Source organism: Kitasatospora sp. NPDC088779 (assembly GCF_040685395.1).
Lineage (GTDB): Bacteria > Actinomycetota > Actinomycetes > Streptomycetales > Streptomycetaceae > Kitasatospora.
Genome location: NZ_JBFBHW010000039.1, coordinates 47751 through 74122, shown reverse-complemented (window position 1 = coordinate 74122; position 26372 = coordinate 47751). Strand labels below are relative to the sequence as shown.

At 73.9% G+C, this 26372-nt stretch carries 26 protein-coding genes; 13 read left to right on the top strand and 13 right to left on the bottom strand.

What is annotated here, in order from left to right; all coding sequences use genetic code 11:
* The first annotated feature begins 205 nt into the window (after window positions 1-205).
* A complete protein-coding gene (locus tag AB0P03_RS29600) occupies window positions 206-2299 on the top strand; it encodes an AAA family ATPase (protein WP_363585820.1) in 2094 nt (697 codons plus the stop codon).
* A gap of 41 nt (window positions 2300-2340) precedes the next feature.
* Here the strand turns inward: AB0P03_RS29600 and AB0P03_RS29595 are convergent, their stop codons facing one another.
* The gene (locus AB0P03_RS29595) at window positions 2341-3042 is read right to left on the bottom strand and encodes a DUF3152 domain-containing protein (RefSeq protein WP_363585819.1); all 702 of its coding nucleotides are present in this window, start codon (window positions 3040-3042) and stop codon (window positions 2341-2343) included.
* Between the two features lie 417 nt (window positions 3043-3459).
* On the opposite strand from AB0P03_RS29595, the gene AB0P03_RS29590 reads away from it, so the two are divergent.
* The gene (locus tag AB0P03_RS29590; RefSeq protein ID WP_363585818.1) at window positions 3460-3675 is read left to right on the top strand and encodes a heavy-metal-associated domain-containing protein; all 216 of its coding nucleotides are present in this window, start codon (window positions 3460-3462) and stop codon (window positions 3673-3675) included.
* Window positions 3676-3771: 96 nt separating this feature from the next.
* Here AB0P03_RS29590 and AB0P03_RS29585 read toward each other — a convergent pair whose 3' ends face one another.
* Entirely contained in the window at window positions 3772-4314 is a 543-nt protein-coding gene (locus tag AB0P03_RS29585) for a DinB family protein (protein WP_363585817.1), read from the bottom strand.
* A gap of 99 nt (window positions 4315-4413) precedes the next feature.
* Here AB0P03_RS29585 and AB0P03_RS29580 point away from each other — a divergent pair, with 99 nt between their 5' ends.
* Window positions 4414-5388 carry a YafY family protein gene (locus tag AB0P03_RS29580; RefSeq protein ID WP_363631725.1) on the top strand — a complete coding sequence of 325 codons (975 nt, stop codon included), beginning with the start codon at window positions 4414-4416 and terminating at the stop codon, window positions 5386-5388.
* The gene (locus AB0P03_RS29575; protein WP_363585815.1) at window positions 5340-5753 is read left to right on the top strand and encodes an enoyl-CoA hydratase-related protein; all 414 of its coding nucleotides are present in this window, start codon (window positions 5340-5342) and stop codon (window positions 5751-5753) included. Before AB0P03_RS29580 ends, AB0P03_RS29575 begins: the two co-directional genes overlap by 49 nt.
* Before the next feature lie 319 nt (window positions 5754-6072).
* Here the strand turns inward: AB0P03_RS29575 and AB0P03_RS29570 are convergent, their stop codons facing one another.
* From AB0P03_RS29570 to AB0P03_RS29560, 3 genes are all read right to left on the bottom strand, one after another.
* On the bottom strand, window positions 6073-6984 hold the full coding sequence (locus tag AB0P03_RS29570) for an immunity 49 family protein (RefSeq protein WP_363631724.1): 912 nt from the start codon (window positions 6982-6984) through the stop codon (window positions 6073-6075).
* Between the two features lie 124 nt (window positions 6985-7108).
* Window positions 7109-7897, bottom strand: coding sequence for a maleylpyruvate isomerase family mycothiol-dependent enzyme (locus AB0P03_RS29565; protein ID WP_363631722.1), 789 nt, complete (start codon window positions 7895-7897; stop codon window positions 7109-7111).
* A gap of 63 nt (window positions 7898-7960) precedes the next feature.
* On the bottom strand, window positions 7961-9313 hold the full coding sequence (locus AB0P03_RS29560) for an aldehyde dehydrogenase family protein (RefSeq protein ID WP_363631721.1): 1353 nt from the start codon (window positions 9311-9313) through the stop codon (window positions 7961-7963).
* 118 nt (window positions 9314-9431) lie between these two features.
* On the opposite strand from AB0P03_RS29560, the gene AB0P03_RS29555 reads away from it, so the two are divergent.
* On the top strand, window positions 9432-9881 hold the full coding sequence (locus AB0P03_RS29555) for a MarR family transcriptional regulator (RefSeq protein WP_363631720.1): 450 nt from the start codon (window positions 9432-9434) through the stop codon (window positions 9879-9881).
* A 37-nt stretch (window positions 9882-9918) separates the two neighbouring features.
* On the opposite strand, the gene AB0P03_RS29550 is transcribed toward AB0P03_RS29555, so the two are convergent.
* Complete coding sequence (locus tag AB0P03_RS29550) at window positions 9919-11268, bottom strand: erythromycin esterase family protein (protein WP_363585810.1); 1350 nt, start codon at window positions 11266-11268, stop codon at window positions 9919-9921.
* A gap of 386 nt (window positions 11269-11654) precedes the next feature.
* Between AB0P03_RS29550 and AB0P03_RS29545 the strand changes: the two genes are divergently transcribed.
* Complete coding sequence (locus tag AB0P03_RS29545) at window positions 11655-12317, top strand: DUF6461 domain-containing protein (protein ID WP_363585809.1); 663 nt, start codon at window positions 11655-11657, stop codon at window positions 12315-12317.
* 67 nt (window positions 12318-12384) lie between these two features.
* On the opposite strand, the gene AB0P03_RS29540 is transcribed toward AB0P03_RS29545, so the two are convergent.
* Both AB0P03_RS29540 and AB0P03_RS29535 read right to left on the bottom strand, forming a co-directional pair.
* Window positions 12385-13605 (bottom strand): DUF6596 domain-containing protein, encoded by a 1221-nt coding sequence (locus AB0P03_RS29540; protein WP_363585808.1) that lies wholly within the window; start codon window positions 13603-13605, stop codon window positions 12385-12387.
* Window positions 13602-13973: a YciI family protein gene (locus AB0P03_RS29535; protein ID WP_350883944.1), complete on the bottom strand. Its 372-nt coding sequence runs from the start codon at window positions 13971-13973 to the stop codon at window positions 13602-13604. Before AB0P03_RS29535 ends, AB0P03_RS29540 begins: the two co-directional genes overlap by 4 nt.
* A gap of 309 nt (window positions 13974-14282) precedes the next feature.
* Between AB0P03_RS29535 and AB0P03_RS29530 the strand changes: the two genes are divergently transcribed.
* Window positions 14283-15203 carry a polysaccharide lyase gene (locus AB0P03_RS29530; RefSeq protein ID WP_363631718.1) on the top strand — a complete coding sequence of 307 codons (921 nt, stop codon included), beginning with the start codon at window positions 14283-14285 and terminating at the stop codon, window positions 15201-15203.
* A 3-nt stretch (window positions 15204-15206) separates the two neighbouring features.
* Here the strand turns inward: AB0P03_RS29530 and AB0P03_RS29525 are convergent, their stop codons facing one another.
* The 4 genes from AB0P03_RS29525 to AB0P03_RS29510 all read right to left on the bottom strand — a co-directional run bounded on the left by AB0P03_RS29525 (window position 15207) and on the right by AB0P03_RS29510 (window position 19026).
* Window positions 15207-15611 (bottom strand): hypothetical protein, encoded by a 405-nt coding sequence (locus AB0P03_RS29525; RefSeq protein ID WP_363631716.1) that lies wholly within the window; start codon window positions 15609-15611, stop codon window positions 15207-15209.
* A gap of 116 nt (window positions 15612-15727) precedes the next feature.
* Window positions 15728-17554 (bottom strand): Ig domain-containing protein, encoded by a 1827-nt coding sequence (locus AB0P03_RS29520; RefSeq protein WP_363631714.1) that lies wholly within the window; start codon window positions 17552-17554, stop codon window positions 15728-15730.
* 489 nt (window positions 17555-18043) lie between these two features.
* The gene (locus AB0P03_RS29515; RefSeq protein ID WP_363585804.1) at window positions 18044-18649 is read right to left on the bottom strand and encodes a hypothetical protein; all 606 of its coding nucleotides are present in this window, start codon (window positions 18647-18649) and stop codon (window positions 18044-18046) included.
* Window positions 18646-19026, bottom strand: a complete 381-nt coding sequence (locus AB0P03_RS29510) for a PadR family transcriptional regulator (protein WP_363585803.1) — start codon at window positions 19024-19026, stop codon at window positions 18646-18648. Before AB0P03_RS29510 ends, AB0P03_RS29515 begins: the two co-directional genes overlap by 4 nt.
* 262 nt (window positions 19027-19288) lie before the next feature.
* On the opposite strand from AB0P03_RS29510, the gene AB0P03_RS29505 reads away from it, so the two are divergent.
* The 5 genes from AB0P03_RS29505 (at window position 19289) to AB0P03_RS29485 (ending at window position 25126) form a co-directional block, all read left to right on the top strand.
* Window positions 19289-20884, top strand: coding sequence for an alpha/beta fold hydrolase (locus tag AB0P03_RS29505; RefSeq protein ID WP_363631712.1), 1596 nt, complete (start codon window positions 19289-19291; stop codon window positions 20882-20884).
* Between the two features lie 70 nt (window positions 20885-20954).
* Entirely contained in the window at window positions 20955-21560 is a 606-nt protein-coding gene (locus AB0P03_RS29500; RefSeq protein ID WP_363585801.1) for a DsbA family protein, read from the top strand.
* A gap of 115 nt (window positions 21561-21675) precedes the next feature.
* Entirely contained in the window at window positions 21676-23592 is a 1917-nt protein-coding gene (ftsH, locus tag AB0P03_RS29495; protein ID WP_363631710.1) for an ATP-dependent zinc metalloprotease FtsH, read from the top strand.
* Between the two features lie 110 nt (window positions 23593-23702).
* Window positions 23703-24536 carry an ammonia-dependent NAD(+) synthetase gene (nadE, locus tag AB0P03_RS29490; RefSeq protein WP_363585799.1) on the top strand — a complete coding sequence of 278 codons (834 nt, stop codon included), beginning with the start codon at window positions 23703-23705 and terminating at the stop codon, window positions 24534-24536.
* 119 nt (window positions 24537-24655) lie between these two features.
* Window positions 24656-25126 carry an SAM-dependent methyltransferase gene (locus tag AB0P03_RS29485; protein WP_363585847.1) on the top strand — a complete coding sequence of 157 codons (471 nt, stop codon included), beginning with the start codon at window positions 24656-24658 and terminating at the stop codon, window positions 25124-25126.
* 121 nt (window positions 25127-25247) lie between these two features.
* On the opposite strand, the gene AB0P03_RS29480 is transcribed toward AB0P03_RS29485, so the two are convergent.
* Window positions 25248-25991, bottom strand: a complete 744-nt coding sequence (locus AB0P03_RS29480; protein WP_363585798.1) for a hypothetical protein — start codon at window positions 25989-25991, stop codon at window positions 25248-25250.
* A 168-nt stretch (window positions 25992-26159) separates the two neighbouring features.
* Here AB0P03_RS29480 and AB0P03_RS29475 point away from each other — a divergent pair, with 168 nt between their 5' ends.
* Window positions 26160-26315 carry a hypothetical protein gene (locus AB0P03_RS29475; protein ID WP_363631708.1) on the top strand — a complete coding sequence of 52 codons (156 nt, stop codon included), beginning with the start codon at window positions 26160-26162 and terminating at the stop codon, window positions 26313-26315.
* Window positions 26316-26372 lie beyond the last annotated feature (57 nt).

The following is a 26372-nucleotide window of genomic DNA, read 5'->3' as shown; positions in this document are numbered from 1 at the left end:
GGCGAGGTCGGCGCCCGCGGGAGGGGCGGCCGGGGAGGCCTCGGGCGTCCGTCGATCCCCGGACCCGCCCAAAACGCAACTCGGTCATTCTCTTAACTGGGTTCAGTTATGCTGCTCCGTGCGTACGTGCTCCGTGCGTACGTGCTGCGGGCGCACGGCCGGGCGGAACCGGTGGCAGGGAAGTGACGGGGAAAGGGGTGCGGCGATGGCGGGAGACCTCCGGCGCGCGGACGGCGAGCGGACGGCGGCCGGCCTCGACGGGGAGCTGGAAGGCGAACGGGCCCATGTCGAGGCCTGCCGGGCGGCACTGGCCCGGCAGGTCGAGGACGCGGACCACCAGGTCGTCGCCGCGGAGGACGTCTCCGGCGACGGTGCCGGCGCGGAGGCCCTCGGCCGCTACCTGCGGACCCGGGCCCGGCGGATGCGGGAACTGCCGCAGAGCCCGGCATTCTTCGGCCGGCTCGACTTCGACGACGCCCCGGAGACCGGCGACCACCGGCGCCAGCGCTACCACGTGGGCCGCCGCCGGATCTCGGCCGACCCGGCCGCGCCGCCGCTGGTGATCGACTGGCGGGCCCCCGTCTCCCGGGCGTTCTACCAGGCGAGCGCCGACCGGCCGCTCGGCCTCGCGAGGCGACGGCGCTTCGGCTGGGCGCCGTCGAGCCCCGGCGCGCCCGAGGACCTCACCGGCCTGGAGGACGAGTACCTGAGCCGCGCCGAGGCGCGGGGTGGGCGGCGAGGCGCCGGCGGCATCCTCACCGCCGAGATCGAACGCCCACGGACCGGGCCGATGCGTGACATCGTCGCCACCATCCAGCCCGAGCAGGACACGCTGGTGCGCGGCGGGCTGACCGAGTCGGTGTGCGTCCAGGGCGCGCCGGGCAGCGGCAAGACCGCCGTCGGCCTGCACCGCGCCGCCTACCTGCTCTACACCTTCCCCCAGCGGATCCAGCGCGGTGGCCTGCTGGTCGTCGGCCCGAACCCGACCTTCCTGCGCTACATCGCCGAAGTCCTGCCCGCGCTCGGCGAGATCGACATCGCCCAGTGCACCGTCGAGGACCTGGTGGCCACGCACCCCGTCCAGGCGGACGACGACGAGCGGGCCGCCGTGGTCAAGCAGGACGCCCGGATGGCGGCCGTGCTGCGCCGGGCGCTGTACGGGCGGGTCGGCGCGACCGGCTCCGAGGCGTTGGTCGTCCCGGACGGCTCCTACCGCTGGCGCGTCCCGGCGGACGAACTGGACCGGATGGTCGCCGAACTGCGCGAGCAGGACGCGCCGTACGCGATCGGCCGGGAAAACCTCCGCACCCGGGTGGTGGCCGCACTCCAGGACCGGGCCGAGCGGCGGTCCGGGATCAAGGGTGGAGCCTGGCGGACGAGGATCGGCCGCTGCCGGCCGGTGGCGGCCTTCCTCGACGCGGCGTGGCCCGCGCTGCGCCCGGAGGCGGTGCTGGCGGCCCTGCTCGGTGACCCCGCCGTCCTGGCCGAGGCCGCGGACGGCCTGCTCGCCCCGGCCGAGCAGGCGGCGATCCGCTGGCACCGGCCGCCGCGCTCGCCGAAGAGCGCACGCTGGTCCGGGCACGACCTGCTGCTGCTCGACGAGGTGGCCGGGCTGATCGAGCGGCCGGCCGGCTTCGGCCACGTGGTGGTCGACGAGGCGCAGGACCTCTCGCCGATGCAGTGCCGGGCGATCGCCCGCCGCAGTGCCTTCGGTTCGCTCACCGTCCTCGGCGACCTCGCGCAGGCGACCGCGCCGTGGTCGGCGCGCAGCTGGCCCGAGCAACTGGCCCACCTGGGCAAGCCGCAGGCGGCCGTGGTCCCGCTGACCACCGGTTTCCGGGTGCCGGCGGCCGTGCTGGCCCTGGCCAACCAACTGCTCGCCGCGCTGGACGTGGGAGTCCCGCCGGCCCGCTCGCTGCGCCAGGACGGCGAACTGACGGTACGTCAAGTCGGTGACCCGGGGCGGTCGGTGGTGGAGGCGGTGCGCGGCGCGCTGGAGCGGGAGGGGTCGATCGCGGTCATCGCCGCGGACGCGGAGGCCCCGGGGGCCGCCTCGGCACTGCGGGAGGCCGGGGTGGCGGCCGCGTCGGCGGCGGAGGTCGGCACCCCGGCGCGGGTCACGGTGCTACCGGCCTCGCTGGTCAAGGGACTTGAGTACGACCATGTGATCGTGCTGGAGCCCGCCGCCATCGTCGAGGCCGAACCGCGCGGCCTGCACCGCCTCTATGTGGTCGTGACCCGGGCGGTGTCCCGGCTGGACGTACTGCACGCCCGTCCGCTGCCGGCCGCCTGGTCCTGACGCCAGCCGGGCGGCCGGCCGCGGACGGGAGGGGTGGGCCGTCAGGGAGCGGAGGTGGGGGCCTGGACGGGCGGGCCGGTGAGCAGGGTGCCGGTGTCGGAGTAGGGCCAGCCGTTCGGGACGCAGCCGTGCAGGCCCTTGATCTGCTGCATCATCACCGGTGCCGGCGCGCCCGCGCCCGGGCAGTCGACGTGGCCGTTGCCGAGGATGTGGCCGACCTCGTGGTTGACGGCGAGCGCGTGGTAGAGCTCGGGCTTGCCGACGTAGAACTCCGACAGCTCCGTCCAGCGCTTGAGGTTGATGACGACCTGGTGGCCCACGCCGCAGTTCACCGTGCCGCCGGTGTCCAGGCCGTACTGGCCGCAGATCCGGTCGGTGGTCTCCGGGGTGGCCAGGTAGACGGTGAAGTCCACCGGGTCGGCGGGCATGCGCTGGAAGGAGGCGGTGCCACCGGCGGCCCAGCCGTACTGGACGTTCCCGAGGACCGCGTCGACCTCGGTGGCGAACTGCCCGGGGCTCTCGGCGATCCCGTTCTCCGCCCGCACCTTGTAGCGGTACAGGTGCTCGCCGGTGCCGAAGCGGGGTGAGTCGCCGGCGGCCGTGGTGAACTGCATCGGCTTCTGCCCCTCGCCCGGGGCCCACGGGTGCCACCACAGCAGGCCGGCGGTCACGGCGCCGGCCACCACCAGGGCGAGCGCGCCGTGCCAGAGCCGCAGGCGCCGGAATCCGGTGAACCTCTTCATCGGCTGCCCCCGGCTGCGAGGCGCGCCCTCGCTCCGGTGGTCGGGTCGGGTCCGGTGGACCCGCCGGGTATGGAGGTGTGGGGCGTCGGGGTGGGCATGGCGGTGAAGGGCTCCTGGGCGGGTCCGGTCGGGATCAGACGAGTCTAGGCGGAGTTCGGACGGGGTTCGGTCGCGGAAAGGAAGGGCGTTATGGGGAGGAACGGGCGAAAGCGGACCACCGGTTCAGCCGGTCGGTGACGACCCGTCGGTCGCGCGGACCGATCGGTTCCCGGAACCACTCGAAGGTGCCACCCGTGCGGCGTGTCCCTCGGCGTCGGCGGCGCTTTCCGCTGTCGTGGTGCACGTTGATCACCGGCCGCGTCCGAGCGGGCCCGGCCGGGCTTCCCCACCCCACCTCACCTCACCGGAGGCACCACCATGTCCATCACCACCGTCCTCACCGTCGACGGCATGAGCTGCGGCCACTGCGAGAGGACGGTCAGCGCCGGGCTGGCCGCCCTCCCCGGCGTCACCGGGGTCAGCGCCGACGCGCCGACCGGCCGCGTCACCGTGGCGTCCGCGCAACCGCTCGACGACGCCGTGCTCCGTGGCGCGGTCGCCGGGGCCGGGTTCACCTTCGTCGGCCGGGGCTGACCCGCCCCCGGCAACCGGCCGAGGGGGAGGGGCGGCCCGGGGCCTGTCCGGCGGATCCGCCGGACAGGCCCCAGGCACCCGGGCCGTCCACCGGCGTCAGCCCATGCTCTTCGCGCCGTCCAGGGCCTCGCGGATGATGTCGGCGTGGCCCGCGTGCTGGGCGCTCTCGGCGACGATGTGCATCAGCACCCGGCGGGCCGACCACTCGGTGTCGGCCTCGAACCAGGGGGCCTTCGGCAGCGGCTGGGTGGCGCCCAGATCGGGGAGGGTGGCGACCAGGTCGTCGGTGCGGCGGGCCACCTCGGCGTACTCGGCCAGGACGCCGGCCAGCGTCTCGCCGGGCAGCAGGCGGAACTCGTCCGCACGGCGGGCGAAGTCGGCCTCGGTGAAGCTGCTGAAATCGGGCATGGCGGACGGGCCTTCCACGATGAAGGCCACCCAGAACCGCTCGACCGCGCTCACGTGCTTGATCAGGCCGCCCAGGCACAGTGCGCTGGCGGTGGTCCGCAGGCCGGCCTGCTCGTCGGTGAGGTCGCGGGTGGTGAAGCGCAGGAAGTGCCGCTGCTTGGCCAGGGCCGCCAGCAGGTCGGCGCGCTCGCCGGTGGTGGTGCTGTTGTTCGGGGTCGCGGTGCTGGTCATGGTGGTGGCCTTCCGTTCGGTTCCTGCTCCTTCGGACAAGGTCCACGCTAAACGCGATAGCGGCCACTTTCTGGCCTGAATTCCGGGATGATCGGGGTCATGGCGAACACCAGCACCCGGACGCTGCGACTGCTCTCCCTGCTCCAGACCCACCGTTACTGGCCCGGCGAGGAACTGGCCGACCGGCTCGGGGTCTCGATCCGCACCCTGCGCCGCGACATCGACCGCCTGCGCGAACTCGGCTACCCCGTGGAGGCGCAGCGCGGCGTCGACGGCGGCTACCAGCTCGCCGCGGGCGCCGCCCTGCCCCCGCTGGTGATCGACGACGAGGAGGCGGTCGCCCTGGCCGTGGGCCTCCAGGCCGCGGCGGAGAGCCCGGTGGAGGGCATCGCCGAGGCCTCGGTGCGGGTGCTGGCCAAGGTGGTGCAGGTGATGCCCGCCCGGCTGCGGCACCGGGTCGAGGCGCTGCGTGCGGTGACCGTCCCCGTCGGCGGGGGCGCCACGGCCGGGCCGGGCGTCGACCCGGACCGGCTCACCGTGGTCGCGCTGGCCTGCCGGGACACCGAGCGGCTGCGCTTCTCCTACACCGCCGCCGACGGCCGGCACGCCGAACGGCAGGTCGAACCGCACCGGCTGGTGTGCCTGCACCGCCGCTGGTACCTGGTCGCCTACGACCTCGACCGGCAGGACTGGCGCACCTTCCGGCTCGACCGGCTGAGCGCGCCGCAGGGCGGCGGCGTCCGGTTCGGGCCCCGTTCGCTGCCCGCCGCCGACGCCGCCGAGTTCGTCCGGGCCGGTCTCAACGGCGTACCGCGCCCGTACCGGGTGGCGGCGCTGGTGAACGCCCCGGCCGCGACCGTCCGCGCACGGGTCGGCCGGTGGGGCACCGTCGAGGAGGTCGACGCCGGGCGCTGCCACCTGGAGATGACCGCCGACTCCCTGGACTGGCCGGCCATGGCGCTCGGCTCGCTGGGCGCGGACTTCCGCGTCCTCGGCCCGCCCGAACTGCTCGACCTCGTCGAGGAGTGGGGCGCGCGGTTCACCCGGGCCGCGCGGGGCGGTGTGGGGGAGTAGGGCACCGGGGCAGGACGTCGGGCGGGCTCGTGCGGGCGGTGGCTGTGCGTGCGGTCGGGTGCTGCGCCCTGGAGCTGATCCTGACCGGGGACCCGGTCCCGGCCGCCCGTGCCGCCGAGATCGGACTGGTCAACGCCGTCGTCCCGGCCGGCGAACTGCTCGACGCGGCACGGGGCCTGGTCGACCGGATCATCCGGCACGCGCCGACCGCGGTGTCCGCCTGCCTGCGGGCCGTCACCCGTGGCATCAACCTGCCGATCGACGAGGGCCTCGCCGTCGAGGCGGCCTGCTTCGCGGCCACCGTGCCGACGGACGGGGTGCGGGAGGGGCTCCGGCGCTTCCTCGACCGCCCGGCGGCCGGCTGAGCCCGGTTCGTGCCCCTGGTCCCGGTGGTTCCGGGCTGGACTCGGCGTTCTTCGGCCAGGACGACGACAACGCGGACGGCCGGGCCATCCGATCGGATGACCCGGCCGTCGCGGCTCACAGCGGCTCGGTGCTTGCCGGGGGCGGGTGCGCTCACCAGGAGACCGGGTAGCGGACGGGATGCCCGCCGATCCGGCCGGGGATCGGCGGCTATAGGTGGGATGTTTCGTCTGTTGGGCAACCGTTGGACACTCCGCGGACGGACGGACGGACGGACGGACGGATGGACAGGCAGACGGGCGGATGGCTGGGGTGGGGCGGTCAGAGCACCGGGGGCTGTATGAGCGTCGCCGGGAGGTAGCCGGAGGAGAGGCCGAGCTGCCAGCCGTGCGCCTGGACGGCGAGTGCGGCCAGGGCGATCGGGAGGACCGGGAGCAGGCTGCGCGGGGCCGCGTCCGGAGCGCTGCTCTCGCGGTGCTGGCCGAGGCGGGCGGCGAGGGCCCGCTCGAAGGTGCTCCGGTCGTCGTCGAGCAGGACGCGCAGCAGCTGCTGGTCCGGCGTGAGCGGACCGGCGGCGTCCAGCGCCCGGGCGGCCGTGGCGCGCTCCTCGGCGTCCGGCTTGCGCAGGGGCACGGGGCCGGGGGCGACCCAGGGTGAGACGGCGGTCGGCACGACGTGGAGGTAGGAGCAGAGCGCGTCCAGCTCGGCGAGGCTCGCCGGATCGGAGGTCGAGTCCAGGTCCGAGTGGGGCAGGCCCTTGCGGACCGAGGGCCCGTAGTCGTCCTTCAGCAGCGGGCCGAGCATGCGGTGGCGCTCCTGGATCAGGCCGCTGATCACGCACATCGCGAAGGCGTCGACCCAGGTGGCGGCCGTGGGGGCGAAGTCGATGGTGTCGCCGAAGCTGGTCTCTTCGCTGGTCAGCGTCTCGCCGATGAACGGGAAGGGGACCTCGAAGTCGCCGCGGGGGAAGCAGCCGAGGGACAGCACACCGAGGGAGCACTCGGCCGCGGTCTCCAGGATGACTCGGGCGGGGTAGCCGCTGAGCGGCCGGCCCTCCAGGGTGAGCGCGCCGATGTGGTCGAGGAGCTCCTCGCCCATCGTCCGGATCTCCTGGATGGCCAGGCGGCCGTAGTGGATCCGGTACCAGCTGGTGAGGGCCCGGTCCTCGATGCCCTCCAGGGCCTGGGTGATCCGCTGGGGTGCGACCTGGTGGCGCGTGACCTCGACGTCCACGATCCGATGCCGCCTTTCCTTGATCGTCTGTTGACGGAACGGCACGCTAGCACCGGCCACCGACAGTCGATCACCCGTACGGACGAGGGGCGGCGGCCCGGCCGCCGCCCCTCGTCCGGGCAGGTCAGAACGCCGAGTTGGCGCACCAGTGCGCGAGCAGTTCCTCGTCCCCGCGCACGTCGAGGCGGGCGGAGGCCAGGTCGAGGCGGCCGTACAGGAGCAGCAGCAGATCGGCGGCGCTCGCGCGGACGGTCACGTCGGCCTCCGGGCCCGGGCCGTCCGCGTCGAGCCCGAAGCGGTCGAGCCCGAAGCCGTCGGGCCGCAGGCGGATCAGCCAGTCACCGTCCGCGGAGGTGGCGCTGCCGTCGGTGCGGGTGAAGCGGATGGTGCGGTCCGCGCCGCGCAGCTCGGCGATCCCCGGGGCGAAGAACGCGGCGAAGGGCAGGTTGGTGAGGAATTCGGACACCCCGTCGGCGGCCAGCTCCAGGTCGAGCACCGGGGTGCGCCCGAGGGCGAGTTCCGCGTCGGCGCGGTGCACCAGGGTCTCGAACAGCATCCGCCGTACCCAGAAGCGGGCGTGCTGGTCGGCGCCCCAGGCCCACATCGGGGCGTCGAGGTCGGTTTCCGCGAACGTGGCGCCGGCCTCGGCCGCGGCCTCCGCCAGCCAGGCGGGGTAGCCGTCCGGCCCGGCGGGCAGCCGCAGGTCGACCTCGCGGCTGCGGGGCGGCTGCTGGATCCGCTGCCGGAGCAGGACGGTGAACCAGCGCTGCACGCTGCCGGTGTGGCGGGTGAGGTCGGTCAGTGTCCAGCCGGGGCAGGTGGGCACCGGGGTGGCCGGGTCGGCGTCCTGGAGGGCGGCGACGAGCCGGGCGGTCTCCGCGGCGACGGCGGCGCCGTGGTCGATGGTGGTCATGAGGATGCTCGCTCGGTGTCGGGGTGGCGGGGAGGGGAGAAACGATCGGACGAGGGGGAGCGGTCAGGCGAGGGGCTTGTCGACGACGGCCTTGGCGTGGCTGAAGGTGTCGAGGGAGTACTCGCCGTGGTAGCGGCCCATGCCGCTCTCGCCGACGCCGCCGAACGGCAGCTCGGGCATGGCGAGGTGGGAGACCGGCAGTCCGAAGGAGAGCGCGCCGGAGGAGGTCTCCTCGGTCAGCCGCTGCTTGGTGTGCGCGGACTCGGTGAAGGCGTAGAGGGCGAGCGGCTTGTCGCGCTCGTTGATGAAGGCGATCGCCGCGTCGAGGTCGGGCACGGAGACGACGGGGAGGATCGGGCCGAAGATCTCCGCCCGCATCACGGGGGCCTCGGGGGAGACGTCGGCGAGGACGGTCGGGGCGAGGTAGCGGTCGGCGCGGTCGTGGGTGCCGCCGGTGACGGTCCGACCGTCGCCGAGCAGCGCGGTGAGCCGGTCGAAGTGGCGCTCGTTGACGATCCGGCCGTACTCGCCGCCGGTCGCCGGGTCGTCGCCGTACAGCTCCCGGACGGCGTCGGCGAGGTGTGCCTCCAGCGCGGGCGCGCTCTCGCCGATGGCGAGGACGTAGTCGGGGGCGACGCAGGTCTGGCCGGCGTTGAGGAACTTGCCCCGGGCGATCCGCCGGGCGGTGACCGCGAGGTCGACGCCGGGTTCGACCACCACCGGGCTCTTGCCGCCGAGTTCCAGGGTGACCGGGGTGAGGTGCCGGGCGGCGGCTGCCATGACGATCCGGCCGACGGCGCCGTTGCCGGTGTAGAAGATGTGGTCGAAGCGCTGCTCCAGCAGCGCGGTGGTCTCCGGGACGGCGCCTTCGACGACCGCGACGGCCGCCGGGTCGAGGTAGCGCGGGAGCAGTCGGGCGAGCGCGGCGGAGGTCGCGGGGGCGAGCTCGCTGGGCTTGAGGACGGCCGCGTTCCCGGCGGCCAGTGCGCCGACCAGCGGGGACAGGGCGAGCTGGAGCGGGTAGTTCCAGGGCGCGATGATCAGGACCACGCCGAGCGGGTCGCGCACCACGCGGGCCGCGGCGGGCTGGAAGAACTCGGGCACGGCGGCGGGCTTCGGCCGCAGCCACTGCTCCAGGTGGGTGACGGTGTGGTCGAGCTCGTTGAGCGTGAAGCCGATCTCGGTGCGGTAGGCCTCGGCGGTGCTCTTGCCGAGGTCCTCGTGCAGGGCCTGGAGGAACGCCTCGGACTGCTCGGTGAGCAGCGAGCGCAGTGCTGCCAGCTGGGCCTGGCGCCAGGCGAGCGGCTTGGTCCGGCCGGTGTCGAAGGCGGCGCGCAGGCGGGTGACCGTGGCGGCGGCGGTCTCCGGGGTGGCTTCGGAAGCGGCTTCCGGGGTGGCGGCGGGGGTGTGGTTCATGAGGGTCTCGCGGTCCTTCCAGCTGCCTTGAGGTCGTCGATGGTTTATGACCTCAAGCATTCTTGGACGGTAAACCTCAATGGTTGAGGGTGTCAAGCAATGTGCCTATGCTCGAACCGTGCACCAGAACCCCCACCCGGACCCACCGGCCACGCCGGGCGAGCTGATGGATCAGCTCGCCCGGGTGGCCGCGGCCTACTACCGCCACTTCGCCTCCGCCGCGGCCGGGCACGGGCTGACCCTGATGCAGGGCAAGACCCTCAGCCTGCTCACCCGGCCGCGCTCCATGCGCGCCCTCGCCGGTCTGCTGTCCTGTGACGCCTCCAACGTCACCGGCATCGTCGACCGGATGGAAGGCCGCGACCTGGTCCGCCGCGAGCCCGACCCCGCCGACCGCCGGGTCAAGAGCATCGCCCTGACCGACCGGGGCGAGCAGACCGTCCGGCTGATCCGGGCCGACCTGATGTCCGGCCTGACCGCGCTGGAACAGCTCTCCGGCCAGGACCGGGCCGCCCTGGGCGCGCTGCTGGACCGGGCGTTCCCCGAGACGGCGACCCCGCCGGCCTGAGGCCGGGCCGCCGATCCGAGGCGGGGCCGGAGCCCGGTCAGAGCTTCTCGGCCTCGTGGACCTGGTGGAGGTGGACGAGGACGTCGTGGGCCCGTCCGAGGGCGACGGAGGGCAGCGGGTCCTTCGTGAACGTGGACCCGGCCTCGTAGACGGGGCGGGCGGTGTCCAGCCAGTCGCGGACCACGCGCGGGGCGGTGCGCAGGTCGACGTAGTAGTCCTGGCGGCGGACCTGGTCCAGGGTGTACTCGTTCATGCCGGGCGTGGCCGCGGGCACGGTGTTCTTCTCCCAGTCGGTGCCGAGGGCGGCGCCCATGGTGAGGAAGGAGCCCCGGTCGAAGGTGAACCCGATGTTCAGGTACTCCGGGCCGAAGGTGTCGCGCAGGATCGAGCCCTGCGTCTTGGGGTACATCTCGGGATCGCTGGCCAGGTAGCCGACGTGCCCGTTGTGGGCCGAGAGCAGCATCCGGTCGCCGGTGTGGCGCTGCCACCACGCGGTGTTGTCGGCCATGGCCTGGTCGCGGATGACCTCCGCGGCGTTCACCGAGGCCGGGTCGGTGAGTTCGAAGGTGGCGAAGGCGAAGGTCTGGGCGATGATGCGGGCGTGCTGCACGGCCCAGTCGTACTCCTCGCCGCCGTTGCCCCTGGCGGCGGTGACCAGGTCCAGGGCCTGCTGCGCCTTGGCGGCGTTCTCCTTCCGCTCGGCCACCGGCCGCTTCAGGTAGCCGACGGTGTCGTCGAGCGGGCGCAGGCCCGCGTACAGCCCGTCCACGCGCGCCAGGGCCGCGGGGTCGGCCTTGCGCAGGTAGGCGTCGACCCGGGCGAAGACCTCCTCGCCGAGCTTGGGGGCGCCGACGTCGTCGCCCATGAAGTGGACCGGGCGCTCCGGGTGCTGGCGGTTGTACTCGCGCATCCAGCTGATCAGGTCCACGAACTCCTGGCGCTCCCAAGGTGATTGGCCCAGCTCGTCCTTGACGATCTGCCGGGCGTCGCCCTTGCCGTCCTGGAGGAACTTGTCGATCTTCAGGCCCGCCGACCAGCTCATCTCCAGGGCGAAGGTGGTGAAGCCCTTCTCCTGGACCAGGTAGCGGAAGACCCGCTGCTTCATGGTGAAGAACTCGTGCGAGCCGTGCGTGGCCTCGCCGAGGCCCACCACCTTGGCGTCCCCGACCATCGCGCCGAGCGCCCGCAGGTCGCTGGTGCTGCCGCCGGGCTCGGTCGACCGCAGCGGGTGCGCGGACCGCTCCAACGCGCGGACCACCGTGCTCCGTTGGCCGTCCGCCGCAGGGGCGGCGGAGGCCACCGGGGCCAGCAGGGCGGTGCCGGCGGCTGCCACCGTCACCGCGATCAGTCCGCGTCGGCCGACCGTTCGCTTGTTCGCCGTGGTCACGATCTCTCCTCAGTTTCCTTGTCCCGAAAGCTCGGTGAGAAGATCATCGTTCGCGGCGGGGGTGCGGCGCGCTGGGGCCGACCGCCGGGTTCCTCGGGGGGATAACCCCCGACCTGCGTCGATGCGGGCTCCGCCGGGTGGGGCGGACAGGACACTGAGGGGGCCTCTGGCCAGGCTCCTATAAGGTCATGCTCCGCCCGGCCGGGGCCTTGGGAACGGGCCCCGGCAGCCGGACGGAACAACCGGAGGACAGCCCAGCAGGGCGTCAGTCAGTGGCAGAGCCACGACCACCGGAGACCCGGTTACCACTATCAGTGTCAGTGGCGTCCGTTAGGGTGCGGACCGGCGGCCCGGCCACGCGGGCCGGCGCGAGGTGAGGGGGCGTCATGACGGGCGGTACCGAAGGGGCGGGGGGCGAGGAAGGCATCCGGTGGCTCGCGGACGCCGGGTGCTCCGTCGACGGCGTCCTGTTCGCCCGGGGGATACCGCCGCAGGAGCTCGCCCGCCGGATGGGCGCCGATCCGGCCGCCGCGGCCGGGCCGCTCAGCGGCACCGAGGTGTGGGACCTCGACATCGAGGTGTTCCGCCCGAGCGACGACGGCGACGGCGTGATCCGGGTCGGCGAGTCCGGTGACTGGTCCTTCGCGGTCGAGTACGGCGACTCCACCGGCGGCGAACGGCTCACCGAGATAGCGCGCGACGGGGTCGAGGTGGTCCACTTCCGCCCGATGCCGGACCACCCGCCGGCACTGCTCGACTACGCCCGCGACGGCGCGGTGCTGTGCGGGTTCGGCCTCGCCGAGGAGCGCTGGCGCTGGGGCCGGGAGCCCGACCTGCTGGTCCCCGAGCTGGTCGCCGCGGGCGTCCTGGAGCCCGACGGGATCACCCGCGGCCCCGGGGGCGAGCCGCCCGCGGCCGTCCGCCGCCGCACCCTCGGCGTGGTCGGGCGGCGGTTCGGGCTGAGCCTGCCCCGGGCCGTCCTCGGCGAGCTGCGGCTGCCGGCGTACGCGGTGCGGGGCAGGCCGGGGATGGAGCCGCAGGGTAGTTGAGCCCTGCCGTCCCCGGGCCCGCCCCGGGCCGTCCCCGGGCTGCGTGCCGGACGTCCCGGACGCGTGATCAGCCGGAGCGTGGCCCGGTCCGGCCGGCCCGGGCCTCCAGGTAGCGCCGCTCGGCGAGGCTGGCGGTGGCCTTCGCGGCGCGCCGGTAGTGCTCGTGGGCGCCGGCCGGGTCGCCGGCCTTCTCCAGCAGGTGCGCCCGGACGGACAGCAGCCGGTGGTGCCCGGCCATCCGCCCGTCACCGTCCAGGGCGGACAGCAGGGCCAGTCCGGCCGCCGGGCCGTCGGTCTCGGCGAGCGCGATCGCCCGGTTGAGGGTGACCATCGGGTTGGGCGCGATCCGTTCCAGGATCAGGTAGAGGGCGTGCACCTGGGGCCAGTTGGTCTCCTCGGCGGTGGCCGCGTCGGCGTGCGTGGCCGCGATGGCGGCCTGCAACTGGTAGGGCCCCAGGGTCGGCCCGGCCAGCGCCGCCTCGACCAGTGCGACGCCCTCGTCGATCAGCGCCCGGTCCCAGGCCTTGCGGTCCTGCTCGTCCAGCGGCACCAGGTCGCCGGCCGGGGTGGTCCGCGCCTCCCGGCGCGCGTGGGTCAGCAGCATCAGTGCGAGCAGCCCGGTGACCTCGTCGTCCCCGGGCAGCTGCGCGTGCACCGTCCTGGTCAACCGGATCGCCTCGTGCGCGAGGTCGGGGCGGTGCAACTCCGGTCCGGAGGTGGCGGTGTAGCCCTCGTTGAAGATCAGGTAGAGCACGTGCAGCACGACCCGCAGCCGTTCCTCGCGCTCCGCGCCGTCCGGCAGGGCGAACGAGCTGCCGGCGGCCCTGATGCGCTGCTTGGCCCGGCTGATCCTGGCCGCCATGGTGGCCTCCGGCACCAGGAACGCGCGGGCGATCTCGGCGGTGGTCAGACCGCCGACCGCCCGCAGCGTCAGGGCGGTCCGGGAGGCCGCGGTGAGCGTCGGATGGCAGCACAGGAACAGCAGGACGAGCGTGTCGTCGGTGTCCGGCACCTCCGGCGGCACCACCTCGGTGGCCGTCGCCGACTCCCGTTCGCGGCGCGCGCGGTCGCGGCGCAGCTGGTCGATGAGCCGCCGGGCGGCGACGGTTACCAGCCAGCCGTGCGGATTGTCGGGCATGCCCTCGGACGGCCACTGCACGGTGGCGGCGAGGACGGCCTCCTGGACGGCGTCCTCGCACCCTTCGAACCGGCCGTACCGGCGAACCAAGGTGCCGAGGACCTGTGGCGTGAGCGCACGCAGCAGGTCCTCGAAGTCCGGTGCTGTCATGCCTCCAAGTGTCCGTCGGCGAACATCACCTGCCGCACCTCGACCCCCAGGCCCTCGATCGCGGTGTCCGGGATCAGCGCCGCCAGCGCGATCGCCCGCTCCTTGTCCTCGCAGTCGATCAGGTAGAAGCCGCCCAGGTACTCCTTGGCCTCCAGGAACGGGCCGTCGGTCACCACCGGCTGGCCGTTGCGCACGGTCACCACGGCGGCCTGGGCCGGATCGGCCAGTGCCTGGGTGGTGATCAGCTCTCCGGACGCCTTCAGCGCCTCGATGAACTCGCCGTGGCCGTGGCCGATCGCCGCCTTCTCCTCGTCGGTCAGCGCGTCCATCACGGCCGGGTTGATGTGCAGGCTGATCAGGAACTTCATCTCGTGCTCCTCGTGTTCCTCGTGGTTCGCGGGCCCGGCTGGGCTCCTCGACCGGTGGTCGGAGCCGTCGCCGCGGTCTTGACGTCCTCCGCCGGACGTTCGGAGGAATCTTCGCGGCCGGATCGCCACCTCGCACCTCGCACATCTCCGCATGGCCCGCATCGGGAGGGCCGGGGGCCGGGAATCGTCCCGCCGTCACCCGGGAGTGTGATGGTCACGTCACCTCGGGCGCCGCTACTGTGGCCCGGTGGCGGAGCGTCACATGGAGCGGGTGGGCCGTCCCGGCCGGTCCCGTCGGGAAGGGCAGTCATGAAAAGCACTCGTCGTGTGTTCGGAGCGGTGCTCGCCGCCGCCGCCCTGGCCGCCTGCGCCCCGTCGACGTCGCCCGCTGCGGCCTCGATCGCCGCGCCGGCCGCCTCGGGGTCCGAGGGAGCCAGGGGAGCCGCGCCGGCCGCGGTGGCGAGCAGGAAGGCGGCCTGGACCGGCCAGTTCCGCGGTTACGGGACGGACCAGTGGAAGCACGCCTGGGGCGCGGTCGACCAGGGGACGTGGGGCGGTTCGGACCTGAGCGCGGTCGACGACGCGGCCGCTCCCGGGGGCGGCTCGGCGCTCCAGGTCACCTACGGTGCCGGGTCCTCCTCCAACCAGTGCACCGACTGCCCGAACCCGGGCGGCGGCCAGTTCTACACGGATCTGACCACCCTGGGCCTGTCCGCCCTGGCCCAGGGCGAGACGCTGGACCTGAAGTACTCCCTCAAGTTCCCGGCCGGCCGGGACTGGGGCAAGGCGGGGAAACTGCCCGGGCTGTACGGCGGCAAGATCGGCGAGGAGTCGGGCGGCAACCACGGCGCGGGCTGGTCGACGCGCTACATGTGGCGCGGCGCCAAGGGCGTGCCGGACAACGGCGAGGTCTACCTCTACACCCCGACCAACTCCGGCCCGACCGGCTACGGGGTGGACGAGGGGCTCGGTGACTGGCGGTTCCAGGCCGACGGCGCGTGGCACAGCGTCGAGCAGCTGGTCGACCGCGGCACCGGGGACGTCACCGTCTGGTACGACGGCCGCCAGGTCTACGCGGCGCGCGGGGTGGCCTCGGGCATCGGCAGGATCCCCTTCGGCGGCGTGTTCTTCTCCACCTTCTACGGTGGCCACGACACCAGTTGGGGCCCGGCGAGCACCCAGCGCGCCTACTTCGCGGACTTCTCGCTGTCCTCCGGCGTCCAGCACTGACCGTCAGCCGACGGTCACCGTCACGGTGAAGGCCCGCTGCCCGGGCGGGCAGGCCAGCGCCTCGCCGCAGGTGGTGCGGTGGGCGGAGAGACGGGCGGTGCCGGGGGCGGCGGCGAGGAAGCCGGCGGTGACCTGGCCGCAGCCGCCGCCCGGCCGGCAGGAGGGGGCGGGAGTGGTCGTGGTTGCGGTCGGACGCAGCGTCCGCGGGCTGTCGCCGGCGGCCGGGGACCAGTAGGTGCTGTGCAGCTCGACCCGGATGACGGTGCCGGGTGCCACCCGCACGGTCGTGCCGTCGGCGTGCTCGTCGAGCACCAGGGCGGGCGGGCCCGGCGCGACGGGGCCGGTGTTCGACGAGCAGCCGGCCGCCAGGGCGAGCAGGGCGGCCGCCGCGAGCGTTCGCACGGTCACGGCTCTCCTCCTTCGCGGGGTGCGAGGCGCGGGGCGCAGTGCCACCGGGCGCAGTGTCACCGGGGCGGGCCGTGGTGGCCCGCCCCGGCGGCGTCAGGGGCGTGGACGGGCGGTGGTCAGGAGACGGTCACGTCGTCGTAGTAGGTGTAGGTCGGGTCGCCCGGGTAGTTGTCGTCCACGTTGGTGAGGGTGAGCGTGTAGCTGTGGCCCGGGGTGACGGTGCCGGAGGCGGACTTCCAGCCGAGGCCGCTGGTGCAGGTCTTGGCGAGCACCGTGGTCGTGGTGTTGGTGGTGTTGTCCTTGAGGGTGGCGGTCGCCCAGTCGTAGGTGACGGTGTCCGGGCAGGTGACGTCGTACCAGAAGGCGACCTTGCTGCTGCCGGCCGGGGCGGTGAAGGTCTGGCCGGCCGTGGACGTGGTGGTGGGGCCGGTGGAGCCGAGCATCGCGCCGTAGCCGCCGGTGTGCTTGGCGGCGCTGGCGGCGGCGGCGCTGCCGGTGGAGGTCCAGCCGCTCAGGGTGCCGGTCTCGAAGCCGCCGTTGGTGAGGCCGCCGCCGCCCGCGGAGGTGACGGTCCAGCCGAAGGCGGCGGAGCCGGAGGCGCCGGTGGCGTCCTTGGCGGTGACCGTGACGCTCGCCGTGCCGGCGGTGGTCGGGGTGCCGCTGATCAGGCCGGAGGCGGAGATGGACAGGCCGGCCGGCAGGCCGCTCGCCGTGTAGGTGAGGGTCTGGCCGGAGGCGCTGTCGGTCGCCGCGATCTGGAGGCTGACGGCCTTGCCGGTGGTGCCGGCCTGGGCGCCAGGGTTGGTGACGGTGACGGTGTTGCCGGTCGTGCCGCCGACGATCGGGTGGGACATCTCGCAGCCGCCCGCACCGCTGTTGAAGTCGTTCGCCCAGGTCGACTGCATGGCGAAGCTGCCGGTGGTGAAGCCGACGTTCGCCGACGCGCCCTGGCCGCTGCTGACCCAGGCGCACTTGTCGCCGTTCTCGGCGCCGCTGCTGTCGGTCCAGCCGCCGGCCGGGTTCTGGTCGGTGATGGTCTCGGCGTACTCGTGGCCCTCGACGATGGTGACGCCGTCCAGGGTGCCGGCCGTCCCCGCGTTGACGAAGCCCTGGCCGCAGCCGGAGCCCGCGTCGGTCACGTACGGCAGGTTGGTGAAGGCCAGTTCGCCGTACGGGGAGGAGACGGCGCCGCCGGTGAGCGTGGTGTCGCCGGTGTAGTCGTGCCAGGCGCAGAAGTTGCCGGACGCGGTGTTGAAGCCGTCGGGGGTGGTGCCGGTGGGGGAGACGACGACGTACTGGTCGTTCCGGTTGGCCGCGGCGGTGGTGTTGCCGAAGTGGCCGGACGCCTTGACCGCCTCGGCGCCGATCTGGTTGCCGGTCGCGGAGGCGGGCGCCGCGGCGGAGGTGTCCACCCAGACGCCGGCGAGCGCGCCGCCGGTGGGGTAGGCGACGTGCGCGGAGCTGCCCGGGCAGGTCTGGGAGCCGGTGGCGACGCCCTCGCAGTACTGCGTCATGACGCCGGACCAGAGTTCGCTGCCCGCGCCGATGCCCTTGAACAGCTGCTGGAGGCGCGGGGCCATGCCCTTGGCGTCGCCGCTGAGCGTGGTGTTGCCGTTGGCGTCGGTGCCGGAGCTGCCCCACTGGGAGCCCCAGAACACCAGGTAGACGTGCTCCGGTCCGGTGGTCACGCCGATGCTCGGACTGCCCGCCCCGCCACCGTAGTTGAGGTTGTTGGCGGAGGTGGCGTTCGGTGCGGCCTGGTGGCCGCGCAGCGGGACGGCGCCGTGCCGGTACGGGTGGTTCGCCGACGCCGTGGGGTGCGCGGCGTCGTCGGGCTGCGCCTGGGCGGGTGCCGCGGTGAAGCCGGCCGCCGCGAGGGCGAGCGCGGCGACGCCGGTGAGCGCCGTCCGTCCGGCGTGACGGAACGTGGGGGTTCGGCCCATGTGAGGGTTGCCTCTCTCATGCCGACCACCCGGGCACCGGTGGGTGGCGGGTGGTCGCGAAGGACAGGGAGAGGCCGGAGGCGGTGGAAATGCCTGGATGACCCGCCGCACAACGGATCACCGGGGGGAAACAGGCCCGCCTCGGCCGCCGAGAAGCAAAGCAGCCGCCGGAGAACTGGGTCAACGAGCCTGACGGTAAAGTGAGTTGCCTTGATTCCCGCGTAATGGAAAAGCCCCCAGATGGAGGGGGCGGCGGTTCGGATTCTCCGAGCCCGCACACTGTATGCGGGTTTCCGTTAACCGTATGAACGGCCTTGGCCAAAAACGGATTTGATGGTGAGAAACAGGTAAGACGTTAGTCGCCGGGCAGGCACGCGCGCAAGCGCGAGCCTCCGACGTGTGGAGACCGCCTCCCTTGTATGTGGGGGGCGGTCTCCAACATCACCAGGGGGGGCTGGCGAAACGTCGGTGTTGATTGATGAAGCCGGTTCAGGCCATGAGCGCGGCGTTGCGCAGCCGGGCGGCGGACCGGGCCAGGAAGAACGCCGCGAGCAGGGCGGGGCAGAAGCCCACCGCGCAGGCGGCGAGGACGGCTGCCACGGTCAGGCCGACCGGGGACACGACGGCGGCGGCGATGCCGGCCAGCGGAGTGACCAGGACGGGGGAGAGCAGCAGCAGGGCCGCCAGCCGCTTCTCCCGGCGGCTCCACTGCGTGGACCGCCAGACCCTGCTCGCGGCGATGACGGCGGCGGCCAGCGCGAGCGGGGGCCCGACGACCGGGACGAACGACAGCGGAACCGGCAGCACCGCGAAGACCAGGGTGCGGACGGTGCGGCCGCGGCTCTCCGGCTCCGGTCGGGCGCCGCCCTCCTCGTCGAGCGCGGCGTCGGCGATCTGCCGGGGGCTGCCCAGCTGCTCCAGGACCCGCCGGACGGCGGCCTCGTCGGCGGGGTCGCACTCGGCGAGCGAGACCTCGACGTGCTCGCGCAGGTCCGCGAGCAGTTCGCGGCGGCGCTCCTCGGGCAGCGGGGCGGTGTACCGGGCGACCGCGTCCAGGTGGGCGCGGACCAGGGGGTGCTCGATGGGGTTGTTCACGGGTTCTCTCCCGGGGCCAGGACGTGGTCGACGGTTTCGCGGAAGGCGGGCCACAGCGTGGTGAACTCCTCCAGTGCGCTGCGGCCGGTGTCGGTGAGGGTGTAGTACCGGCGGGACGGGCCGCTGGCCGAGTCGCGCAGGAAGGTGTCGGCGAGGCCGGCCCGGCGCAGCCGGGACAGCAGGGGGTAGATGGTGCCCTGGCTGGTCGCCAGCATCGGGAACCGGCCGAGCTCCTGCAGCAGCTCCACCCCGTACCGGGGGCCGTCCCGCAGCAGCGCCAGGACGCAGTACTCCAGTACGCCCTTGCGCAGTTGCGTCGCCACCGGTCCGTCGGCCGTACCGGCGTCGCCGTCGTGGTGTGTGATGCCAGGTACCATGCGATGCAAGATAGCATGCGACGCCAGGTAGTGGGCGATCCGGACGCTGCTCGCCGCCGAGGGCCGCGGGAGCGGGGGTCACCTCACCCGGACGGCGGGTGGCGGCCGGACCGGCGCACGCCCCTCCACCGGGCCTTCCGACGGGCGCGACCGCCCCACCGCCCCTAGGGTCTGTGGTGCGTTGACCGTGCCGAGCGCCGGGGCGCACGCCGCCCCGCCGTCCGCCGGGGCGCGCCCGGTAACCCGAGAGGTGGACCGCTCCATGCACACCGTCGTCCGCGGCGCCGGCGCTTTCGGCCTGGCCGCGCTGCTGCTCGCCTCCGCCGCCGGCTGCCAGGGCGACGCCCGCTCCGCCGTCGAGCCCGCGCCGACCTCCCCGGCCTCCCCGGCCGGTTCGCCCGGTTCGCCCGCCGCGTCCGCGACCGGACTCGCGGCCCAGCGGCTCGACTGGCAGGCCTGCCCGGCCCCCAGCCCCGCGCAGGGCAGCGGCACCGCGCCCGCCGGTGACTGGCAGTGCGCCACCCTCAAGGCGCCGCTCGACCACGGCAAGCCGGACGGCCCGACCATCGACCTGGCCATGATCCGGAGCCGGGCGAAGGACGAGAAGCACCGGATCGGCTCGCTGCTGTTCAACTTCGGCGGCCCCGGTGCCTCCGGCGTCGCCACGTTGCCCGCCCTCGCCGCCGACTACGCCTCCCTCAACGCCCGTTACGACCTGGTGAGCTTCGACCCCCGTGGGGTCGGTGCCAGCGCCGGGGTGAGCTGCCTGGACGACAAAGCGATGGACACCACCCTGGAAATCGACAACACCCCCGGGACCCCCGACGCGGTGAAGGCGCTGGACGCCAGCAACGCGCAGTTCACCGCCGCCTGCGAGCACAACTCCGGTCCGGTGCTGCCCTACGTGGACACCGAGAGCGCCGCCCGCGACCTCGACCTGATGCGGCAGGTGCTCGGCGACCAGAAGCTCTTCTACTTCGGCATCAGCTACGGCACCCAGCTCGGCGGCGTCTACGCGCACCTGTTCCCGCAGGAGGTCGGCCGGATCGTCCTGGACTCAGTCGTCGACCCGACGAAGGACCCGCAGCAGGCCGCGCTCGGCCAGGCCCAGGGCTTCCAGCTCGCGTTCGACAACTTCATGAAGGCCTGCGCCGCCGAGGAGGCCGCCGCCTGCCCGACGGGTGCCGGCGGCGTCGAGGGCACGGCGGCGGTCACGGCGCTGCTGCAGAAGCTGGAGCAGTCCCCGCTGCCCACCACCAGCGGGCGGCAGCTCACCGAGACCCTGGCCGTCACCGGGATCGCCGCGGCCCTGTACAGCGAGGAGACCTGGCCCGTCCTGGCCGCCGGGCTCACCGAGGCGATGCAGCAGGGCGCCGGCAACACACTGCTCCAGCTCTCCGACGCGATGTTCGGGCGCGACCCGCAGGGGCGCTACACCAACCTGAGCGCTGCCAACCGGGCGATCAACTGCGTGGACGCCCGGCAGCGCTACTCCGACCAGGACGTCGAACAGCAGCTGCCGCAGTTCCGCACCGCCTCCCCGGTGTTCGGTCCCTACTCCGCCTGGGGCCTGACGAGCTGCACCGGCTGGCCGGTGCCGGGCAAGGCCGACCACCCGGACGTCTCCGCCGCCGGCGCGGCCCCGATCCTGGTGGTCGGCACCACCGGCGACCCGGCCACCCCGGTCGAGGGCGCCCACGCGATGGCGCAGCAGCTCGGCCCGGGCGTCGGCGTCAACGTCACCCTCCAGGGCGAGGGCCACGGCGGCTACAACACCGGCGACCCGTGCCTGAAGCAGGCCGTGGACGCCTACCTGCTGGACGGCACCGTGCCGGCCGACGGGAAGACCTGCAGCTGAGAAGTGGCCCACCACGATGGTGATCGATTGGCCCTGGAAAGCGGTCCACTCGGCGCCTAGGCTTTTCACCGTGACCACCAAAGTCGATTTCTACTTCGATCCGATCTGCCCGTTCGCCTGGATCACCTCCCGGTGGATCCTGGAGGTCGAGCGCCACCGCGAGCTCGACCTCACGTTCCGGGTGATGAGCCTGTCCGTCCTCAACGAGGGCCGCACCGACCTGCCCGAGCGCTACCAGCGCCTGATGACCACCGGCTGGGGCCCCGTCCGGGTCTGCATCGCCGCCGCCGAACAGCACGGCGAGCACGTGCTGCGCGACCTGTACACCGAACTCGGCACCCGCCTGCACGACCAGGACCGGCCCGCCGACGACGCCGTCATCCGGGAGGCCCTGGTCGCGGCCGGACTGCCGGAGGAACTCGCCGCCGCGGCCGACAGCACGGCGTACGACCTCGCGCTGCGCAAGAGCCACCACGAGGGCATGGACCCGGTCGGCGAGGAGGTCGGCACGCCGACCATCCACGTCGACGGCGTCGCCTTCTTCGGCCCGGTGCTGAGCGCCATCCCGCGCGGCGAGGACGCCGTCCGGGTCTTCGAAGGGGTGCGGCTGCTGGCCGGCTACCCGAACTTCTTCGAGCTCAAGCGGACCCGGACCGGCTCGCTCGACTTCTCCTGACGGCGCCGCCGGCCCCCGCGCCGGGGCCGACCGGTTCGTCCTGAACCTCCCGTCCGGGCCCTTCTCCCCCCACCATGGAGAGGAGGGCCCGGCGGCGGAGAGGCGGTGAGCGTGGATGATCACCCGAATCCGGCTGCGCGCCGCCCGCCACCCCGCGACCCCGCCGCCCCCGGGCAGGGGCCCCGAGCGGCCCCGCACCCCCGGCGGCCCTCCGCCGCCCAAGCCGCCCGCGCCCGCGATGCGCCGCTGGCTGCTGCCCGTCGCCGTCCTGGTGACCCTGCTGCTGCTCATCCTGTTCTCGCGCTCCGGCTCGACCGGCGCCAGCTACGGCTACACCGACTTCCTCAACCGGGTCGGCGCCGGGCAGGTGAAGACCGTGGACATCACCGACACCGGCGGGGTCACCGGCACCCTCAAGGACGGCACGCACTTCACCAGCCAGATCCCGACCGCCCTGGACACCTCCCAGCTCAGCGGCGAGCTGGCCGGTCAGCACGTCGACGTCACCGCCAGCCGCAGCGGCGGCAGCTCGATCTGGTCCACGCTGCTGCTGTTCCTGCCGCTGCTGCTCTTCGGCGGGCTGTTCCTGTGGTCCGGCCGGATGGCCGCCCGCTCGCTCGGCGGCGGCCTGAGCGCCATCGGGCGCTCCCGCGCCAAGATCATCGAGGCCGAGCGGCCCGCCACCCGCTTCGCCGACGTCGCCGGGTACGAGGGCGTCAAGCAGGAGGTCAGCGAGGTGGTCGACTTCCTGCGCAGCCCCGAACGCTACGCCGCCGCCGGCGCCAAGGGACCGCGCGGGGTGATCATGGTCGGCCCGCCCGGCACCGGAAAGACCCTGCTCGCCCGGGCCGTCGCCGGAGAGGCCGAGGTGCCCTTCCTCTCCGTGACCGGCTCCGGCTTCGTCGAGATGTTCGTCGGCGTCGGCGCCTCCCGCGTCCGCGACCTCTTCGACGAGGCCCGCAAACGCGCGCCGTCCATCATCTTCATCGACGAGATCGACGCCGTCGGCGGGCGCCGCGCGGGCGGCACCCGGCTCGGCGGCAACGACGAGCGCGAACAGACCCTCAACCAGCTGCTCTCCGAGATGGACGGCTTCGACCCGACCACCGGCATCGTCGTCATCGCCGCCACCAACCGCCCGGACGCCCTCGACCCGGCCCTGCTGCGCCCCGGCCGGTTCGACCGCCAGGTCACCGTCCCGCTGCCCAACCAGGCGGAACGGGCCGCGATCCTCGCCGTCCACGTCCGCGGCAAGACCCTCGCCCCCGATGCCGACCTGAACCGCATCGCCCGCGGCACACCCGGCTTCTCCGGCGCCGACCTCGCCAACCTGGTCAACGAGGCCGCCATCAACGCCGTCCGCGCCGACCGCGCCACCCTCACCGCCGACGACCTCGACACCGCCCGCGACCGCGTCCTGCTCGGCCGCCGGGACTCCTCCAACGCGCTGCTGCCCGAGGAGCGCCACGCCGTCGCCGTCCACGAGTCCGGGCACGCCCTGACCGCCGCGCTGTGCGAACACGCCGACCCCGTCGCCAAGGTGACCATCCTCCCGGCCGGCGTCTCCCTCGGCGCGACCGAACAACTCCCCGAAGCGGAACGCCACCTGTACACCGAGGGCTACCTGATCGACCTGATCACCGTCCAGCTCGGCGGGCGGGCAGCCGAGCTGGTGGTCTTCGGCGAGGGCTCCACCGGCGCCGCCAACGACCTCGCCCACGCCACCGGCGTCGCCACCCGGATGGTCCGCGAATTCGGCCTCTCCCCGGAGCTCGGCCCGGTCGGCTACTCCAGCGGCTCCCCGAACTACCTCGGCGACGGCCCCGAGGACCTGTTCCGCCGCCCGTACTCCGAGCAGACCCAGCGCGCCGTCGACGAGGCGGTGGCCCGCCTGCTGCGCCGCGCCGAATGCCGCGCCGTCGACCTGCTCCGCGAACACCGCCACCACCTCGACGAACTGGCCGCCCTGCTGGTCGCCCAGGAGACCGTCGACGGCGCCGTCGTCCTCGACATCCTGCGGCACCCCGCGTAGGCGCTCGCCCCGGCCCGCCGCAGCACCGCCACCACCTCGTCGAATGCGTCGAACCCGCTGGTAGCGTCCAGGGCGGGCACCCACCGTGTCACCTTCACCCGGGAGTCGATATGACCGAAACCCTGTCCGCCGACCTCCAGCGGGAGATCGCCCGCACCCTACGGGTGGCCCCCGTCCCGAGCCCCGAGCAGGAGGCCGAGCGCCGGGCCGACTTCCTCGCCGACCAGCTCCGGGCGGCCGGCGCCCGCACGCTGGTGCTCGGCATCAGCGGCGGCGTCGACTCCACCACCGCCGGGCGGCTCTGCCAGCTCGCCGTCGACCGGCTGCGCGCCGCCGGACACCAGGCCGAGTTCTGCGCCATGCGGCTGCCCTACGGCACCCAGGCGGACGAGGCGGACGCCCGCCGCGCACTCGACTTCATCCAGCCGGACCGGACCCTGACCGTCGACATCAGGCCCGCGACCGACGCCGCCCTCGACGCGCTGGCGTCCGCCGGCCTCACCTTCGCCGACCGCTCCCACGAGGACTTCGTCCGCGGCAACGTCAAGGCCCGCCAGCGGATGGTGGCCCAGTACGCCGTCGCGGGCGCCACCGGCGGCCTGGTCGTCGGCACCGACCACGCCGCCGAGGCGGCCGTCGGCTTCTTCACCAAGTACGGTGACGGCGCCGCCGACGTGATGCCCCTGGATGGACTGACGAAGCGTCAGGTCCGCTCCCTGGCCGAGGCCTTGGGGGCTCCGGCGGACCTCGTCCACAAGACTCCCACCGCCGACCTGGAGACCCTCGCCCCCGGCCGCCCAGACGAGGACGCCCTCGGCGTCCCCTACGAGGCCCTGGACGACTTCCTGGAGGAGCGGCCGGTGAGCGAGGAGGTCTTCCGCACCGTCCTCGGCCACTACCGCCGCACCGAGCACAAGCGCCGCCCGCCCGCCACCCCGGCGTAGGGCGTGTCTTCAGGCCGGGTGGGGACACCACCGTCGGCAGCCCCGGTGACGACCCGGGCGGGGGCGTGGTTACGTACGGGGAACAGGCTTCGACATCGAAGGGGGACGGCGTGGACGAGGTGACATCGCGTCCGGTGGCATGGGTGGTCGGCGGTCGGGAGGAAGTCCGGGACGACGGCTGGGGGAGCGTCGGGGCGGTGATCCGGGTGGACGGCGCGCAGTTCGGTGAGGAGGCGCTGTACGGGCTGGCGGACTTCTCGCACCTGGAGATCGTGTACCACTTCGACCGGGTGCCGGCCGACAGGGTGGAGACCGGTGCCCGGCGCCCGCGCGGCAACCCGGACTGGCCGCTGGTCGGCATCTTCGCCCAGCGCGGCAAGAACCGCCCCAACCGGCTCGGCGTCTCGCGCTGCCGACTGGTCCGGGTGCAGGGCCTGGACCTGCACGTGACCGGGCTGGACGCGGTGGCCGGCACGCCGGTGCTCGACATCAAGCCCTACCTGGCCGAGTTCGGCCCGCGCGGAGAGGTCCGTCAGCCCGCCTGGTCGGCCGAGCTGATGCGCGCCTACTACGTCGCCGAGACGGACTGACGCACGGACGGGTCGGCGCCGGTTGGGGTGAGGAGTTCACGCCGGGGAGGTCGCGGACACCCTGGTGGGCCGTGCCGGCACCCCCGCCGACGTCGCCGAGACGGGCCCCAGGGGCGGGCGGTCAGTCCCCGTCGGTGTCGGCGGCCGCGGTGGGGGAGCCGCCGGACTTGATGCCGAGCTTGGCCTCGGCTGTGGTCCAGTCGGTGGCGATGGCCTGCTGGGCGGCGGCGAGGGTGGCCTGGCCCTTGCAGATCGCGGTGTGCAGGTGCGTCTCCACCGAGTCCTTGGGGTTGTTGGGGCCCTTGCCCGGGACATGGCCGGGGGAGGGCGGCTGCACCCACAGGTTGCGCGGGTCGTTGGGGTCGCCGCCGAGTTGCAGGCTGATCAGGTGGTCGTACTCGGCGTCGCCCATCGGGCCGGTGTAGCCGTAGGACTTGGCGTTCTCGGCCTTCTCCTTGCCGGTGATGTTCGCCGGCGGGCGGATCGTCGAGGTGTAGCCGCCCGGCTTGCAGATGGTGTCGTTGATGTTGCCCTGGTTGACCGCCGGGCTGATCGCGCCCGGGGTGCACTTCGGGTCGGGCAGCGGCTGCTTGTCCGCGGTGTAGCGGTACGTGCAGCTGCCCGGCGCGGGCTGCGGCTGGACGTCGTAGGAGCTCTTCGGGCCGGCGCCGGTGACGATCGCCGCCGGGGCGGGCGGCGCTCCGGCGGCTGCGGCGTCGGCTGCGGGCGGGGCGTCGGTGGCGGAAGAGGCCGGGCCGTGTCCGGCCGGCCGGGCAGTGTGGCCGCCGCCGGACGAGCAGCCTGAGGCTGCGGCGAGCAGGGCGGCCACGGCTATGGCCAGGGCGGCGCGGGCGGGAGCCGGCACGGGTTCCTCCAGATCGGGGCGGTGGGGCGCGGGGCGGGCCGACGGACCTGCCGGTTGCCGCGCCAGCGGACACTACCGCCTGGAGGGGCCGAAGGGGTGACGGCACGTCCGGGCGCGGGAGGACCGCTCAGGGCGTGCGGAATCGTTGACCAGTACGGTCCCTGGGCCGTGCGCCTGGGCAGCCGAGGCGGCGGGGTTCTCGGCTACGACGCCGTCCAGCGGAAGTTCGCCGGTGCGGTGACCCTGACCGGCTACGAGGTGGCCGAGGTGTACCTGGTCGGGCCCAAGGGCGACGGCTCGTCCCTCCGGGTGGTCGGCTTCTGACCGCGGTGCCGCTGCGGGGCTGAACCCGGCCCCGCAGCGGTGGGCCCCACTGCGTCG

Bases quoted from the DNA above. Each gene is read 5' to 3' on its own strand.
- AB0P03_RS29560 (WP_363631721.1), bottom strand. From the start codon at position 9,313: ATGAACCACACCCCCGCCGCCACCCCGGAAGCCGCTTCCGAAGCCACC.
- AB0P03_RS29595 (WP_363585819.1), bottom strand. From the start codon at position 3,042: ATGAAGAGGTTCACCGGATTCCGGCGCCTGCGGCTCTGGCACGGCGCG.
- AB0P03_RS29585 (WP_363585817.1), bottom strand. From the start codon at position 4,314: ATGACCAGCACCGCGACCCCGAACAACAGCACCACCACCGGCGAGCGC.
- AB0P03_RS29600 (WP_363585820.1), top strand. From the start codon at position 206: ATGGCGGGAGACCTCCGGCGCGCGGACGGCGAGCGGACGGCGGCCGGC.
- AB0P03_RS29565 (WP_363631722.1), bottom strand. From the start codon at position 7,897: ATGACCACCATCGACCACGGCGCCGCCGTCGCCGCGGAGACCGCCCGG.
- AB0P03_RS29535 (WP_350883944.1), bottom strand. From the start codon at position 13,973: ATGAAGTTCCTGATCAGCCTGCACATCAACCCGGCCGTGATGGACGCG.
- AB0P03_RS29530 (WP_363631718.1), top strand. From the start codon at position 14,283: ATGAAAAGCACTCGTCGTGTGTTCGGAGCGGTGCTCGCCGCCGCCGCC.
- AB0P03_RS29520 (WP_363631714.1), bottom strand. From the start codon at position 17,554: ATGGGCCGAACCCCCACGTTCCGTCACGCCGGACGGACGGCGCTCACC.
- AB0P03_RS29545 (WP_363585809.1), top strand. From the start codon at position 11,655: ATGACGGGCGGTACCGAAGGGGCGGGGGGCGAGGAAGGCATCCGGTGG.
- AB0P03_RS29540 (WP_363585808.1), bottom strand. From the start codon at position 13,605: ATGACAGCACCGGACTTCGAGGACCTGCTGCGTGCGCTCACGCCACAG.
- AB0P03_RS29505 (WP_363631712.1), top strand. From the start codon at position 19,289: ATGCACACCGTCGTCCGCGGCGCCGGCGCTTTCGGCCTGGCCGCGCTG.
- nadE (WP_363585799.1), top strand. From the start codon at position 23,703: ATGACCGAAACCCTGTCCGCCGACCTCCAGCGGGAGATCGCCCGCACC.
- AB0P03_RS29580 (WP_363631725.1), top strand. From the start codon at position 4,414: ATGGCGAACACCAGCACCCGGACGCTGCGACTGCTCTCCCTGCTCCAG.
- AB0P03_RS29590 (WP_363585818.1), top strand. From the start codon at position 3,460: ATGTCCATCACCACCGTCCTCACCGTCGACGGCATGAGCTGCGGCCAC.
- AB0P03_RS29510 (WP_363585803.1), bottom strand. From the start codon at position 19,026: ATGGTACCTGGCATCACACACCACGACGGCGACGCCGGTACGGCCGAC.
- ftsH (WP_363631710.1), top strand. From the start codon at position 21,676: ATGATCACCCGAATCCGGCTGCGCGCCGCCCGCCACCCCGCGACCCCG.